General features: G+C 55.6%; 12 protein-coding genes. 11 read left to right on the top strand and 1 reads right to left on the bottom strand.

Annotated features, from left to right (window positions below):
- Positions 1–92 precede the first annotated feature (92 nt).
- The gene (locus tag FMF02_RS03145; protein WP_149882030.1) at positions 93–485 is read right to left on the bottom strand and encodes a toll/interleukin-1 receptor domain-containing protein; all 393 of its coding nucleotides are present in this window, start codon (positions 483–485) and stop codon (positions 93–95) included.
- 477 nt (positions 486–962) lie between these two features.
- On the opposite strand from FMF02_RS03145, the gene FMF02_RS03140 reads away from it, so the two are divergent.
- The 11 genes from FMF02_RS03140 to pbpC all read left to right on the top strand — a co-directional run bounded on the left by FMF02_RS03140 (position 963) and on the right by pbpC (position 16,477).
- Complete coding sequence (locus tag FMF02_RS03140) at positions 963–2,306, top strand: site-specific integrase (RefSeq protein WP_141412184.1); 1,344 nt, start codon at positions 963–965, stop codon at positions 2,304–2,306.
- Between the two features lie 37 nt (positions 2,307–2,343).
- Complete coding sequence (locus FMF02_RS03135) at positions 2,344–3,360, top strand: PDDEXK nuclease domain-containing protein (protein ID WP_141412183.1); 1,017 nt, start codon at positions 2,344–2,346, stop codon at positions 3,358–3,360.
- Positions 3,361–3,364: 4 nt separating this feature from the next.
- Positions 3,365–4,318, top strand: coding sequence for a DUF6043 family protein (locus FMF02_RS03130; RefSeq protein WP_141412182.1), 954 nt, complete (start codon positions 3,365–3,367; stop codon positions 4,316–4,318).
- A gap of 132 nt (positions 4,319–4,450) precedes the next feature.
- A complete protein-coding gene (locus tag FMF02_RS03125) occupies positions 4,451–4,762 on the top strand; it encodes a helix-turn-helix transcriptional regulator (RefSeq protein WP_141412181.1) in 312 nt (103 codons plus the stop codon).
- Positions 4,763–4,894: 132 nt separating this feature from the next.
- Positions 4,895–5,248, top strand: coding sequence for a plasmid mobilization protein (locus FMF02_RS03120; RefSeq protein WP_141412180.1), 354 nt, complete (start codon positions 4,895–4,897; stop codon positions 5,246–5,248).
- Positions 5,238–6,311: a relaxase/mobilization nuclease domain-containing protein gene (locus tag FMF02_RS03115; RefSeq protein ID WP_141412179.1), complete on the top strand. Its 1,074-nt coding sequence runs from the start codon at positions 5,238–5,240 to the stop codon at positions 6,309–6,311. Before FMF02_RS03120 ends, FMF02_RS03115 begins: the two co-directional genes overlap by 11 nt.
- A gap of 20 nt (positions 6,312–6,331) precedes the next feature.
- Positions 6,332–7,045, top strand: a complete 714-nt coding sequence (locus FMF02_RS03110) for a hypothetical protein (protein ID WP_141412178.1) — start codon at positions 6,332–6,334, stop codon at positions 7,043–7,045.
- Between the two features lie 310 nt (positions 7,046–7,355).
- On the top strand, positions 7,356–7,718 hold the full coding sequence (locus tag FMF02_RS03105) for a LytTR family DNA-binding domain-containing protein (protein ID WP_141412177.1): 363 nt from the start codon (positions 7,356–7,358) through the stop codon (positions 7,716–7,718).
- 2 nt (positions 7,719–7,720) lie between these two features.
- Positions 7,721–8,614, top strand: coding sequence for a hypothetical protein (locus FMF02_RS03100; protein ID WP_141412176.1), 894 nt, complete (start codon positions 7,721–7,723; stop codon positions 8,612–8,614).
- Between the two features lie 160 nt (positions 8,615–8,774).
- Positions 8,775–14,231 (top strand): alpha-2-macroglobulin family protein, encoded by a 5,457-nt coding sequence (locus FMF02_RS03095; protein ID WP_141412175.1) that lies wholly within the window; start codon positions 8,775–8,777, stop codon positions 14,229–14,231.
- Positions 14,228–16,477 carry a penicillin-binding protein 1C gene (pbpC, locus tag FMF02_RS03090; RefSeq protein WP_141412174.1) on the top strand — a complete coding sequence of 750 codons (2,250 nt, stop codon included), beginning with the start codon at positions 14,228–14,230 and terminating at the stop codon, positions 16,475–16,477. Before FMF02_RS03095 ends, pbpC begins: the two co-directional genes overlap by 4 nt.
- Positions 16,478–16,666: the final 189 nt, after the last annotated feature.

Here is a 16,666-nt window from a genome sequence, read left to right as displayed (position 1 = left end):
ATTCCTTTTATTATATAGTGTGTTTTAGTCGGTAAAATAGCATCTCCTAAAAAAACTGAAAACGGCGAACTAAAGTGTAATTTTTTTATATTTTAGAAGTCCTTGATAACTTTCTTCATATGATTATACACATCATGCCAACCGTCGTCAGGATTAGGAAAAGACGAAATTGCTTTTCCATCGGTAGGAATTGCTAACAATGGCTTCAGATTATCGTAATCTAACCAGCTGCATGACGATAAAATAATAGGAACCACACAAATTCCATTATGTGTACGTAATTCACATGCTCTTCGCATTTCTTCCTTGCATGCTTTGGACGCTAGATAATTAGCTGAAATAAATAAGCATATGATATCTCGATTTTCTATATGGAAATCTATCTGCTCCCAAAAGTCATATCCAGCAGTTATATTTTTATCCCACCATATATCTAAAATATTATCATCAACAAATTTTGTCATGTGCTTGTTGAATGATGTGATATGTACTGCATCACATCATGACAATAACTTATAAATAATCGAACTTTATTGTTCATAGCTATGGAATTTAAATATTTTAGTTACCTGCAAGATAGGTATTTATTTTCCTAATTATGGTAAGAGCGTGCATGATAGTGCGAAATGAAGCATGCAATTTTAATATCAAAGAACAATATTGCAACAAATGCGGACAAGTTGCGGACGCAACAAGCAAAACAAAAACCTCAAATGATTTACAGACAATCATTTGAGGTTTTTGCATAGTACCCGGAGCCGCATTTGAATATAGTAAATCCTATTAAATCAGAATAATTGGATATATGTGCAAATTTCACCATATTTCACTTATTTTCAGCATTATATATTCACTCGTTTGTTTTAATCACTAAAAGGGCATTGAAGATTTTTCAGCATGTGTGGGGAAAATGTGGGGAAAGATTCCTATCTTTGTCACAAGCCCCTAGATCTTGCTGAACCATGAAAGTAACCCTCATTCTCAAAAAGAGCGTCACCCGTTACGACACGGAGTCCCAGGCGACCATCTACGCGCGTCTGCGCGACGGCCGGCAACTCGATCTGGTTGCTCCGACCCGTCTTACGATCAATCCGAATCTTTGGGATGACAAGGCCGAGCAGGTCAAGAGCAAAGTCGTCTGCGACGAGGCCATGCGCACCCGCTACAACAACGAAGCCCGCAGGCTCAAGACCTACATCGAGAGAGCCTATCAAAACCGTCCCGAAGAGACGGTATCGAAAGGTTGGCTGAAAGAGGCACTGGACCAATATTACAATCCGCAGAAGTACAACCTGGAGCAAGTATCCGCCATCAAACCGACCTTGACCGCGCTGTTCGACGAGTTTCTCGAGAAGCACCGGCTTTCGGAGGTTCGCAAGAAGAACTATCGCGTCATCAAGCGGGCTTTGCAGCGCTATGAACTCTACATCCGGGCTACCCAGATGGGGAAGGAGGACTTCACGCTGGATGTGGACTGGGTAACGGCCGACACCCTGCGGGACATCTGGAACTTTCTGGAAAACGAGTACCGCTACTGCGCCATCTATCCCGAGATTTACGAGGCCATTCCCGAGGCCCGCACTCCACAGCCCCGAGGCAAGAACACGCTGTTGGACTGCTTCTCGCGTATCCGAACCTTCTTCTATTGGTGCAACAGTCATAAAAAGAGCCGGAACCGGCCGTTCGACGATTTCCCGCTGGAGGAGTGCACCTACGGGACGCCGTATTACATCACCATCGAGGAGCTGCATCGAATCTACGCCACCAATCTGAAGCGCCATCCCCAGTTGGCCGTCCAGCGGGATATCTTCGTCTTCCAATGTCTGATCGGCTGCCGGGTGGGCGACCTGCTGAAGATGACAAAATCGAATCTCATCGGCGGCGCCATCGAATACATTCCGCGCAAGACCAAGGAGGGACGTCCGCTGACGGTACGGGTACCGCTCAACGCCATGGCCACGGAGATTCTTGCCCGGTATGAAGCCTGTGACGGCGACAAGCTGCTGCCGTTCATCTCCGAACAGAAATACAACCTGGCCATCAAGCGAATCTTCAAGGCGGCCGGGTTAAAGCGATTGGTTACGGTCATCAACCCGACGACCCGCGAGGAGGAGAAGCGGGTATTGTATGAGATTGCCTCGTCGCACCTGGCGCGGCGGACCTTTGTCGGCAATCTCTACCGGAAAGTCAAGGATCCCAATCTGGTCGGTGCACTGAGCGGACACAAAGAAGGTAGCAAGGCCTTTGCCCGCTACCGCACCATCGACGATGAAATGAAAAAAGAATTAGTAAATTTGTTGTCATAATTGAACGCAGCGCGTTCACTATTCAATAGCGAGAACTATGAACGAACCGGCAATCTTCAAGTTGGACGAACAATTTGTCTCCGACATCCGAAACATCATCATCACCGCACGAACGACTGCCATACGAAGTGTCGATTTCGAGCGTGTAAAAATGTACTGGAAACTGGGAGAACGCATCTTTATCGAAGAACAAAAAGGCCAAGACCGAGCAGAATACGGAGCATACCTTCTTCAAAACGTTGCATTGGAAATTGAAAAAGAGTTCGGTAGTGGTTTTTCCGTGCGCCAGTTAGAACGGGCAAGGCGGTTCTACCGCACTTATCCAATTGCGACCGCACTGCGGACGCAATTGAATTGGTATCAATACCGTCTTCTGATTCAAATAAGCGACAACGACAAACGGGAGTATTATGAACTGGAAACCGCCAATAATAATTGGACCGGACGCGAACTGGAACGGCAGATCAATTCCGGACTTTATGAGCGGTTGCTGTTGAGCAACGACAAGAAATCGGTATTGGAGGTGGCTCGTAAAGAACGTCAACCCGAATCTCCGACCGAGATCATCAAAGATCCCATGGTACTGGAATTTCTCGGATTGAAACCCGACGCAGCCTATTACGAAAAAGACCTGGAGCGCGCCCTGATCACCAATTTGCAGGCTTTCTTGCTGGAATTGGGGAACGGGTTCTCATTCGTTGCCCGCCAAAAGAGGATACTGCTCGAAGATGATGAATTCTTCGCAGACCTGGTATTTTACAACCGGCTGCTCCGCTGTTTCGTTATCATTGAATTGAAGACCCACAAGATCACACACGAAGACATCGGTCAGTTGCAAATGTATGTAAACTATTACGATCGGAACGAGAAGGCGCCCGATGAGAACCCGACAATTGGAATCCTGCTGTGCGCCGACAAGAACGATCTGCTGGTAAAATATACGCTGCCGGAGAACAACAATACGATTCTGGCAAGCAAATACCAGCTCTATCTGCCCACTGAAAAGCAACTTGCCGAGCAATTGAGAATCGAATTACAGGAATTTGATCAATAAAGCCATGGGCCAGGCGGAATACGAAGCCTTCAAGGCAAAACTGCGGGAGTGGATGGAGGCCCATCCCGAGGAATATGCCGCATTCGAAGAGTCGATGAACACCCGGGACATGGCCGGGTGTCAAGCCGTATTGCTTCAGGCCATCGCCCTTATTCCGCAATATCGGAAACTCACGGCGGCCAAGGCCAATGAGGGGCTGTTCAACCATGTCAACGAGATCGAACAGGCCGCCCAAGACAACGACCTCGCCCGCAAACTGATCGGAGAGTGTGAGCAGCCGGTCGCCGGATCGCCGGTTCCGGCAATGCTCTGCTGGCTCTACTTCGGAAAGAGCTTCGAACGCATGGTGGAGCATTGCGAAGAGTTGCGCCGAACTCCCGAACTGGGCTACTTCCAGAAGATCACCATGAGCGCCACGATCCGATTGCTGATTGCCCGTTCCATCAAACTGGGGCTTCGGACCCGGGAGGAGTGGAAAGCCCACCGCGAAGCCATGCGTCTGGCAGAAAGCGATCAGGTGCTGGATTGGGCCATGGAGGAGTCGTCGAGCGACAAGAACGATTCAAAACGCAAGCCGGGACGTCCCGGAGCCACCCGCTCTCTGACGGAGATGTTCGCCCCGACGGTATCCCGCCCCGAGGAGTTGCGACGTAAGATCGGAACGTATCTCCTCACCCGGCATACACAAACCGATATTGCCCGACTGAAGATCGCCCTCGAAGAGTTGCGTTATCTGACGCTCCCGATTCCAATCAAGCCGTTCCGCGACGCACTGCAGGAGGAATACGGCCGAGAGATTCGCATCGTTCACGAACGCGGCATTCAGGAGGCATACAGCCGGCTGACCGAACCGTTGCTTGCCGGGAAATCGGTACGGGATCGAGGTCCCGAAGCCGTCGCCATTCGTGAAATCAAGGATTTTCTATCCGAAACGAACTCGTTTAATTCGTCCGAATAGACCGCGAATTAAACGCTTAAAGTTCGTTCAATCAAGTTATTATATTTGCGCCGTCACTCGGATATCCGGGCGACGGCGTCGCTTTTTGTTCCGCCGGAAAGCGCCGTCCCACCCGTGCGGAAACAACAACCTATGAAAGACTTATTATCCATCCTCCGCGAAGCGCCCGGGAGCATTCGTCTGGAGGTAAGCGGCGAGGATCTGCTGACCTTCTCCAGCCATCTGATCAATCGCGCCAAAGAGGAGTTGGCCACCCAGGTCGCCGAAGCTCGCAAGGTACGCTTCCTGACCAAGGAGCAGGTCAAGGAGCTGTGTGGCGTATGCGATGCAACGCTCTGGCATTGGAACCGGAAAGGGTACCTGAAGGCCGTCAAGATCGGCAACAAGATCCGATATCGCACATCGGATATTCAACGGATTCTCGGTGAGCGGGAGAGCAAATAGTCGATTGAGAATGCCAGGGAGATCCCCGAGCATTCGAAAAACAGAGGTAACAGAGGCAAGTTTGTGTTTTTGTCAGCCAAAAACCGGCCGCAAGGCCCTATCCCGATGGTCTCAACTCAAAAATTCCTATCCATGAATACACCGAAGAAAGGAGGCCGTCCGCCTTTGGGACGCGCCCGAAAACAGGAGTACCGCATCACCCTGCGGTGCAACACAGCCTGTAACTTCAAGCTCCGCGCCCTGGCCCGTGCGGCCGGCGTTCCGCGTACCGAGGTGCTGCGGCAACTGATTCTCAACGGCTCGATCCGCGAGCGGCTGCGGAGTGAACACCTCGAATGGCTCGCACAGCTCAAGGGCCTTGCCCGCAATCTGAACCAGCTGACCCGGCTGGCCCACACCCAGGGATTCGCCGCCGTCGCAGCACGTCATGCGACGCTTCAGGCCGAGTTGGTGCGGATGATCGAAGCCCTGCGCCGTGATCGGTAAGGTCATTTCGGGAGGATCATTCGGCGGCACGGTCAGCTATGTGATGAAGGAGCAGTCGCGCGTGCTGGAGGCTCGGGGTGTCGAGCCGCCCGGCGTGCGGGAGATGGTCGAGGATTTCGAGGATCAGGCGCGCCTCAATCCCCGCCTGCAGCAGAACGTCGGACATATCTCCCTGTCGTTTTCGCCGGAGGACGCCCCGAAGCTCACCGATGAGCAGATGACACAGATTGCAAAGGAATACATGCAGAAGATGGGCATCACCGATACGCAATACCTTTTGGTGCGACACCTTGACCAGCCTCATCCCCATTGTCATCTGGTCTACAATCGTGTAGGTGATCACGGGCAGACCATCTCCGACCGCAACATCAAACTCCGTAATGCGAAGGTGTGCCGCGAGCTGACCGAACGCTTCGGGCTGCATCTGGCTCCGGGCAAGGAGGCCGTCCGGCGGGAGCGGCTGCGCGAACCCGACCGGACCCGGTACGAGATTTACGATACGATTCGGCAGGAGCTTCCCCGTTGTCGTAACTGGAACGAATTGCGGGACCGGTTGAAGCGGCATGGCATCGAGACGATCTTCAAGCGAAAAGGGGCGCAGGGTACCATTGAAGGAGTAAAGTTCGCCCGTAATGGCTTTGTGTTTTCCGGCTCGAAGGTCGACCGGGCCTTCAGTTTCTCGAAACTGGATAGCCACTTCGGACAAGTGCAACAGCGACAAGCAACACTGATGTCGGGACTCAAGGCGGCAGTCGGGAGCTTCCAGGCTGCTTTTGCAGGGTTATTCGGAGGCGGGCGTCCCTTCTCCGCAGCGGGAGGAGGTGGAGGCGGAAGCCATGGCGCAGGGTCGGTGTCGCTCGGCAGTGCCGGGTCGATACCGTTACCGCCGTTCGACTCGCCATTTGCCCTTTCACCCGAGATGATGCAGCGGCGTGAAGGTGAGAGCTCCGAGGAGCATATAGCCCGCATCACGGTCCTGATCAACAAGGCGGCCGAGGCGATGGCCGTAGCCCTCGTGGAGCGCAAGCGTCGCATGGAGGCACGCTCCCGTAAAATCGGATAACAAACCTAAAATACGAAAAGATGAAAGAGAACACTCTGGAGCTCTCCTTCGAGATGTACGAAGAGTTGAAGGAGACCCTTATCAAGACGCTCCGCACGGAGTTGTCCGAGGCCCGATCACAACCGGCAGCAACCATTGATACGAACGCAATCAAGCATCTGCAGATTCGGATTCTGCAACTGGAGCAGACCCAGACAAGGGTAAGCGAGGCACAGCAGGAACGGGGCCATCGGATTGAGCAGCGGCTTCAAGCAATCTCCGAGCGGCAGGAACAAATTTGTGAAGACCTCGGAACGCAGATCGCGGAGATCGACGAGAAAGTGGCCGAAATGGAGATTCCCGAGGAGTTGCCGCCGCGGATGGTGCAGCACCGCTTCGCGCTCTCCCTCGACGCAACCCGCAACTTTTGGCTCTTCATGTCGATGTTTATCGTGATTGCGGTGCAGTCTGTCGGGCTCTATCTGGACTGGCGGCCCGACCGCGGCCGGTATGACAACGACCTAAAGTATCGCTATGTGCTGATGAAGGGCGAGGCGTCACCGAAACGGCTGTCGGAGCTGGAGGAGCTGTTCGAAGTCGAGCGGGATCAGCGGTGCATCGACTCGATGCGGAAGGATGTCGAGAAGTACGAGCGGCTGGTGCGCAGAAGGGCAGCTCTCGACGAACAGGCCCGGCTGAAAGCCCAAGAGGCCGAGCAACTCAAGCGTGATGCAGCGAAGTTAAAGAACAAATAGCCCTTCCCTTTCTGCCGCAAAGATAAGCCGCCGGACGGACAACGCAAGGTCAGGACAAGTTGCCACAGGCAAACCTTGCGCATAGTCCCTCCGGCGGCTTCGGCTTGTCTACCAAACGGGAAGGGCGAAATAAAAGGCAAAACTGAACAATCAGCGCTCTCCAGAATCGGCGGAAATTGCAACGCACTGTCAATAAAGAGGGCAACGACACAAAAATTTGGTACATTCTGAACGCTGTTACATACATTCCGGAGCACCGATCTTCCTTTTCTAAAATAATAGACGTATTTTTGTCCTGCAAAACAAGGAGATGAAGCAACAATTGGTCATATCGACTTCGATAGATCTGGTGAGAATCGCACCGGATCACGTTGTCTATTTTGCATCGGACGGAAACTATTCAACCATCGTACAGACCGACGGCGAGGTCCGCATGGTATCCTACCAATTGGGGCAAATCGAAAAGTTGATCAGTTCCCAACTCGGTAGCGAAGGTGCCGTCTTCATCCGCATAGGGAAAAGTCTGATCATCAATCGGTCATACATTTACTACATCAATATCCCGAAGCAAAAGCTGATCCTCTCGGACGTAAACACATTCAACCACACGGTGACGGCATCCAAGGAGGCTCTGAAACAGCTGAAGGAACTTTTGGAGAAGGAGGCCAGGTAAGTATGAAAGAATACAAGGATATCAAGGACGATCAGATCCGCATTATCGGTGAGGACGACAGGAAAAAGTCTCCTTTCCGACATCCCCGGATGATCATTTTGGCTATATGTGTATTGTTACTGATTGGCGGAGGAATCCTGTTTGTAATAATGAATCGCGAAAAAGCATCGGAGACAGAACCCGAACCGTCCTATTTCGAACCGGAGGCGACACCCGAACCGATCGGAAGAGAATGGCTCGGTTCCCGGGTGGATTCCCTCGCAAAGGGATTCACCGAAATCAGGGACACGCTCATCAATGACATCCCCCTGCGAATCTATATTCCCCACAATGCAGAAATGTCCCTGCATATCGGGCGGATGAATCAACAGGATACGTCGGTGATATATACGGCCCAGGCTGCCGATGTACGCGCTGACAACGGAGGCATCGTCGGAGCCTTCGTACTGAAGGGAACCCCCCGTGCGTGGGGCTTGTCCAAAAAAGGATTTTGTGCATCCATTGATGGAGTGGTGACCGTGGGGGTTGCAGAAAACTCCCCCTTGTTTGAAGAGGCAACGGAGAAGGAGGGTTATTTTTTCCGTCAGTATCCGCTGGTCGACAACAGACAACTCGTTGAAAACGCACTCAAAGGAAAAGCCATCCGCCGGGGGATTTGCGACCGTATGGGTGAGATCTTCATGGTAGAGACCGGGACTCCCGAATCGTTACATGACTTTGCACAGGCATTGGTCGATCTGGGAGTCGATCATGCAGTCTATCTGGTCGGTTCGTCCGCCTACGGTTGGGCCATCGACCAGGAGGGCATCTGTCATGAGTTTGGCGATAACAACTATTATACCGGCCGCCGACGCATGCCCAAAAATACGAGCTACATCGTCTGGAGAAGGAAATAGGGCATAGGCAGGCAAGGCCAAATCGCTCGCATCGGCACACTTCGTACACCAATATATCGGTTTCGTACAGTTCGGGGTAAATGTCCGGACTGTACGATTTCTTTTTGTCAATTTTGTATGTGCAGCAACAAGGACAAACCATCAAAAACACATACAAAAGATGAGAAAAACGCTACTACGACTGCTCGCTGTGACAATAGCGGCATCAGGTTTGGCTGCCTGCACCTCCGAACCGATGACTACACAGGAGGCCACCCGCTGGATTGCCGCCTACACGCCTGAACAGATCGACATGGCATCAAGGATCCGGATCGAAGCGACCGACTCCCTGCTGGCCCGGCTGGACACCTTGCGTCCGTTGGAAAAGGCATTCCGCTTCTCCCCCTCGATTCAGGGCGAGGCCGTGTATGCACAGGGCGGTCGGTATCTCGAATTCAGCCCCCGTCCCGGCGCCTTGAAGCCGGAAGAGAGCTATCGCTGTCATCTGGACATGGCGGCGCTGACGGGTATCGACACGCTGAAGGAGTTTGCATTCGAATTCCGGGTGGCTCGCCGCGAGGTCAAATTCAAGGAGGTTCGGGTCCGGATTGATCCGACAAACGGAGGAATGGTTCAGATTGAGGGTATTCTGAAATTCAGTTTCCAGCCCGGCCGTCTTTCGCCCGACAACTCACGGCTGAACTGCCGGGGACAGCGGGCTGTTTCACAGATCCAGCCGACAGCCGATGCCCGGCAATACACCTTCCGCATCTCGGAAGTCCGACGGCAGGAGAAGGATTCCGAGCTGGAGATCGAATACGACGGCGCAACAGAGGGGTGTAACAAAATCGCGACGAAAGTTGTGATTCCCGGTCAAGCCGAATTCAAACTGCTGGGAGTCGAACGACACCAGACCGTACAGCCCTGTCTGGAGTTGGAGTTCAGCGCCCCGCTCGACGCCTTGCAGGAGTTGGACGGGCTTGTTACGATCGACGGGATCGAATCCCTTCGCATCGAGCGCAGCGGAAACCGGGTCCGCATCTTTTATCCGAATAACGGGCTAAGGGATATGGTGCTGCGGCTCTCCGAACTGATCCGCTCCGAGGACGGCCGGAGATTGCAGACCGAGGTAGTGCAACACCTGGAGCAGGAGGTACTTCCTCCGGCCGTCGAGATTCCCATCAGCGGTACGATTCTTCCCGATAGCCGAAATCTTTCGCTGCCGTTCCGAGCCGTCAATCTGGCCGCGGTGGATGTCGAGGTGGTCAAGATCTATGCCGACAACGTGCTGACCTTTCTGCAGGAGAGCGAAATGGAGGAAACCTACGAGCTGCGCCGGGTCGGACGGCTGATCTACAGGCAGACCGTCCGGCTGGACAAAGACCCGTCGCTGGACCTTCACCAATGGCAGAACTTCTCGGTCGATCTGAATCACCTTTTCCGGCAGGAACGGGGCGCAATCTACAACATCCGGCTCTCGTTTCGCCAGGCCTATTCGCTTTACGACCGAGTCCAGGCAGCCCCGTTCGAAGTACAGAACGGTCTGACCCTATCGGACAAGGAGACCTGGGACAAACCCCGCGCCTATATCGGACGCCGAGCCCCGGATTATGACTGGGGTAAGTACGAATGGCGGGAGAGCGATGACCCGACGAAAGAGAGCTACTACATGTCGACGGCGCACATGCCCGAATACAATCTGGCCGCCTCCAATCTGGGGCTGATTGTCAAACGGGCGGACTCCGACCGCCTGTGGTGTACGGTCTCGGACATCATGACCGCCTCACCGCTCGCCGGGATTCGCGTAACGGCCTACAATTTCCAGTTGCGGGAGATCGGCTCGGCCTGCACCGACGAGCAGGGTTTTACCGACTTCCGCACGGACGGGAATCCCTTCGTCGTTACGGCTTCCGACGGTGTATCCACCACGTTTCTGAAGATCAACGGCGCGTCGGAACTCTCGACAAGCCGGTTTGATGTCGGTGGCAAGAAGACCCCGCAAGGGATCAAGGGCTTTATCTATGGCGAACGCGGAGTCTGGAGGCCGGGCGACGAGATATACCTCACACTGATTGTCGAGGACAGGCAGCATGCCCTTCCGGCCAACCATCCCGTGACGATGGAACTCCATACGCCGGGCGAACAGCTCTACGACCGGCAGACGCTCACCCGCAGTGTCGACGGCATCTATGTCTTCCGGACAAAGACGGCCGAGGATGCTCCGACCGGACAATGGGATGCCCGGTTCAAGGTGGGCGGGCAGACGTTCCACCACACCGTCCGCATAGAGACCATAAAGCCCAACAGGCTGAAGATCAACATCTCCGCTCCGGAGATACTGCGTGGCGCATCGGGGGCAGAGATCGGCCTCGACGCCCGTTGGCTGACCGGTCCCGTCGCAGCCGGTTTACGGGCAAGCGTCGAAATGTCGCTCTTCACGGATCCGCACCCGTTCGAACGCTACGACGACTACCGGTTTGCCAATCCGCTCTACGCGTTTTCGTCTTCCAGACACGACCTGCTCTCCGGCAGGCTGGACTCCCTGGGGCAAATCACAAGGCAGATCCGCATTCCGGCGACCCAGCAGGCTCCCGGGGTGCTGCAGGCCAATCTGATCGCCCGCGTGGCGGAGGCCGGCGGCGATGAGAGCATCACCTCCCGTTCGGTCCGCTATTCCCCCTACGAGGCTTACGTGGGGATCCGGCTGGGCGATCGGGAGTTCGAAACCGATTGCGACCTGCATTTCCCGGTTGTCGCGGTCGATCTCGATGGGAAACCCCTCGATTCGCGCGAACTGGAGTACAAGATCTATCGTCTCGACTGGAGCTGGTGGCAGGAGGGGTCGGCCGCGGAGTTAAGCCGTTATGTTCAGAGCGAATCCGCCCGGCCGGTGGCTTCGGGACGGTTGAAAACCTCGGCGGGCAAAGCCGAGATTCCCTTCCGGATCGACTATCCCGAATGGGGCAAATACCTCGTTTTTGTCCGCGATACCGGGAGCGGCCACGTCTCGGGCGGGGAAATCTACATCGACTGGCCCGACTGGCGCGGGCACTCGGGCAAGAGCGATCCGACGGCCACAACCATGCTCTCGTTCGCCCTGGACAAGCGGAACTACGAAGTCGGCGACCGGGCGACGGTCTATCTGCCCCGATCGTCGGGAGGGAGGGTGCTTCTCTCGGTGGAAAACGGGTCGCGCGTGCTGTCGCGCCGCTGGGTGCGGCTGTCCGGCGAGGAGGAGACCGCCTATAAACTGCAGGTAAACAAGGACATGTCGCCCAATTTCTATGTACACGCCACCTTGTTGCAGCCGCACGCCCAGACCGTAAACGACCTGCCGATCCGGATGTACGGCGTGGAGGGGGCCGAGGTCATCGACCGTCGCACGATCCTCCACCCGCAGATCGAGGTTGCTGATGAGATCCTTGCCCCAGCGGAATTTGCGATCCGGATCCACGAACGCGACAACAAGCCGATGAGCTACACGCTGGCCATCGTGGACGAGGGGCTGCTGGACATCACGGCATTCAGGACCCCGCAGCCGTGGCAGGCCATGAATCGCCGCGAGGCACTGGGCGTCCGCACCTGGGACATGTTCGACGATGTCATCGGTGCATATGCCGGAAAGTTCACCTCGATATTGAGTGTCGGCGGGGACGAGGCCATCCGCGAGGCCGCCGGCAAGGAGAAACGATTCAACCCGGTGGTGAAGTTTCTCGGACCGTTCACCCTGAACGGCGGAACGAAAACCCACCGGATCACGCTGCCGATGTACGTCGGATCGGTCCGCGTGATGGTGGTCGCAGCCCATGCCGGCAGTTACGGAAGTGCAGACAAGACGGTGACGATCCGCTCACCGCTGATGTTGCTGCCAACGCTGCCCCGGGTGCTTGCGTGCGGCGACCGGGTTCGCCTGCCGGTGAATCTCTTTGCTTCGGACGAGGTGCTGGGCGACATCCAGGTAAACATCGAGACCGAAGGTCCCGTTTCCGTTGTCGGAGGCCGTTCCCGAACGCTGCATTTCGCCTCCGCCGGAGAAAAGATGGTCGATTTCGAGCTGTTGTGCGACAGGCAAAAAAGCGGGCAGGCGAAAATCCGCATCTCGGCACGGGGCGGCGGGCATTCGGTGAACGAAACACTCGCCATCGAGGTGCGGAATCCGCAGCCGCTGGTTACAACGGTAGAAAGCCGAAGCGTACGGAGCGGAGCGAGCGATCGGTTCTCATGGCGGGGGCTGGAGGATGGGAGCGTCCGCATGGAGATCGCAACGATACCGTCCATCCCGTTCAGCGGCGTCTTCTCCTTTGTGGCCGATTACGGGCACTTCTGCACCGAACAGCTCTCGGCGAGGGCCATGTATCTGCTTTATGCCCGGCGGTTCCTGCACGAGAGCGAGCAACGTCAGGCTGAAGAGGCGTTACCCGACATCTTGAAAAACATCCTGTTCCGCCAGCTTTCCAACGGTGGATTCGCCTATTGGCCGGGATACTCCGAAGCCCACCCGTGGGTTACCTCCATGGCCGGGGAGGTGATGGTCGAAGCCCGCCGGCAGGGGTTTGCCATCGACCGGAAGGCTATCGATCGCTGGGCCGCCTATCAGACAACGGCAGCGCGCGATTACCGGCACACGACGGTCTGTGCGGCCGATCTGGTACAGGCCTATCGACTTTACACGCTGGCTTTGGCCGGAGACATGCCTTCGGCCGCCATGAACAGGCTGCGGGAATCCCGGAATCTGTCGCGGCAGGCGCTGATGCGTCTGGCGGCCGCCTATGCACTCGCGGGACGGGGCGACGTCGCGGCAAAGCTGCTCGAAAAAGCCGACGAAGCCCTCCGGATCTCCGGCAATTACGAAACCTTTTACAGTCCGCTGCGCGATCTGGCCATGGAGGTAGAGACCTGGGCTCTGCTCGGAGAGGGCAATCGGGCGGCAGCTGCAGCCCGTGATCTGGCGGACAAGTTCGCACCAACGAGTTGTTCGACCCAGGAGATCGCTTTTACGAGTGTGGCGATGAGCCGACTGGCCGACCTGATGACTCCCGGCAGCAAGGAGGTCGTCATACGTACGTCCGGCGGAAAGGCGCAGACTCTCCGCAACATGCAAGGCATCGAAGAGGTGAAGCTGCCGGCCGCAGCTGGAAGTGTCACCCTCGAAAACCGCGGCCGCGAGGCCGTCTGTGTGTCGCTGACAGCTTCGCGGCGACCGGCCGTTGACGAGATTATTCCGGCCAGGGCTGACGGCGTTGAGATCAGCGTCCGTTATACGGACCTGCATGGGCAGGGGATCGAGGTTGCGAAGCTGCAGCAGGGGCAGGAGTTTCTGGCCCGCATCGAGGTCCGGAAGCGCGGGAACGACTCCGAGTCAATGGCTCTGACCCTGGCCGTGCCGTCGGGCTGGGAGATCTGGAACGAGCGGCTGATTCATGAAGCCGCCGCCGGGGATCTCAAACACCTGGATATTCGCGACGACCGGATCTGCTGGTACTTCGGGTTGAAGGCGGGTGAAACTCGGGAGTTTGTTGTCCGGTTGCGTGCTGCCTGGTGCGGAGAGTTTGTCCTGCCGGCAACCGTATGTGAGGATATGTACGACACATCCTGCCGGGCCGTGCTGTCGAATCGTCGTGTCAAAGTGGTAAAATGAGGCGCAAACTGAAATATGCAGCAGCTGCAGCGGCAGGAGTTCTCCTGCTGCTGTGGCTCTTTTGTCTGCCACGCGACCTCTTCGAGGGAACCACCTATTCGACGGTTGTGACCGACCGAAACGGTGCGTTGCTCGGTGCGAGGGTCGCCGATGACGGGCAATGGCGCTTCCCGCCACGCGACACCTTACCCGAGAAGTTCGTAAAGGCGCTCGTCGAGTTCGAAGACCGTACCTTTTTCGACCATTGCGGCGTCAGTCCGCGGGCGTTGGTGCGTGCTGCGATCCAGAACATCCGCAACGGTCGCATCGTAAGCGGAGGCAGCACGCTGACCATGCAGGTCATCCGCCTCTCGCGGCAAAAACCGCGGACGTTGTGGCAGAAACTGGTCGAAACATGTATGGCCACACGGCTGGAGCTGCGCTGCTCGAAAGAGGAAATCCTGCGTCTGTATGCCGCCCACGCCCCGTTCGGAGGCAACGTCGTCGGCATCGATGCCGCCAGGTGGCGGTATCTGGGAAGTGACCGGACCGAATTGTCATGGGCCGAAGCCGCCACACTCGCCGTGCTGCAGAATGCGCCGTCCAGCATCCATCTGGCCAAGAACCGCGATCAGCTGCTGGCCAAACGCAACCGGCTGCTGGCCCGTCTGCATGCCAAAGGCGAGATCGACGAGGAGGACTATGCGCTGGCCTTGGAAGAGCCGCTGATCGGCGAGCCTTATCCGATGCCCCAATATGCTCCGCATCTGGTGGAGTGGTACGACCGGAAAGCACACGGACAACGCACCGTAACTCACATTGATCGGGATCTTCAACACCGCATGGAAGAGGTACTCGTGCGTTGGAACCGGGAACTGCGACAAAAGGGGATCCTGGATCTGGCAGCGATTATCGTCGAGGTGGAGAGCGGTGAGCCGGCAGCCTATTGCGGCAACAGCGATCTGTCGTTCGACCGCGATGGGAAATGGGTCGATATCGCCCGTTCGCCACGTTCGTCGGGCAGCATTCTCAAACCGCTGCTCTACGCGGCAGCTCTCGAACAAGGAACGATTCTCCCGAACTCGCTCCTGCCCGATGTCCCGATGGATTTCGGAGGGTTTGCCCCCAAGAACTTCGACGGCACCTATGCCGGGGCCATCGAAGCCGATCAGGCGTTAGCCCTTTCGCTCAACATTCCCAACGTATATCTGTTGAAAGAGTACGGCATCCTGCGCTTTGTCGAGACGCTCCGGCAGGCCGGATTGAAAACATTATCACGCCCCGCGGATGAATATGGCCTTTCCCTAATTCTGGGCGGAGCCGAGGTTACATTGGTGGATATTGCAACATGCTATGCCAGAATGGCAGCATGTTACCAGGAATCGACCCGTTATCCGAGCTTTCCGCTGCACGATCGGATCGCCCTGTATCGTACGTTCGAGGCGATGCGCGAAGTGGTTCGTCCCGACGAAATGGATTGGCGACGGGCCAGTTCCGCACAGAACATCGCCTGGAAAACAGGGACCAGTTACGGATCGCGTGATGCGTGGGCCATCGGGCTTACTCCCAAGTATGTTATCGGAGTATGGGCCGGAAATGCCAACGGAAGCGGCGTCGCCGACCTAACCGGAGCCCGCATCGCAGGACCCATTCTGTTCGAACTGTTCGGGCTATTGTCAGGATGCGGATGGTTTGAGGAGCCCGGAGATGAAGAGGGTATGATCCGATCGGTATGCAGCCATTCCGGGTATCCGGCCGGTCGCTTTTGCCCGGAGACGCAGACAGAATTGTTGCCCAAGGGGGCTACCGCGTGCCGTCCCTGCCCCTATTGTCGCGAAGTGCCCCTCTCGCTGGACGGCGGGCGGCAGGTCGCGGATCGCAGCGAGCCCGTCCGCCTGGAGGGCCGGTTCGTTCTGCCGCCGATGATCGAACATTTCTACAAACCGCTCCATCCCGAATATAGGGCGTTGCCCCCCTTGAAACAAGGTTCCGGGACAGATCCGATCACCACGATGCACTTCATCTATCCGGCCAACGGGAGCATCATCTCGCTGCCACGACAATTGGACGGCTCGCCAGGTTCATTTGTCGCCCGGGTTGCACACACGAATCCAGCGACGGAGCTTTTCTGGCATCTGGACAACACCTATCTCGGTTCAACCCGTGATATCCACCAAATGACAATCGCACCGACACGCGGAGTTCACACGATTACCGTAGTCGACTCTTCGGGCGCAATGCAGCATATAGAGATAATTATAATATAATATATATTAAACTTATAGCATCGCTTTACGAATACAATACGCATTAATCAAAACTTACAAGATTTGGTTTATTTTACTAACTTTGTAAGAAACAAGGCCGAAATTAGCAAACTTCAAATGATACATGATGAGACTCAAACATACAAATACATCATCGGCAAGGCATATTCCATTGTAATTGTAATGAAT

Source organism: Alistipes communis (genome assembly GCF_006542665.1).
GTDB lineage: Bacteria > Bacteroidota > Bacteroidia > Bacteroidales > Rikenellaceae > Alistipes > Alistipes communis.
Note: the sequence above shows the minus strand (reverse complement) of the source record. Positions and strands in the feature narration are given on the sequence as shown.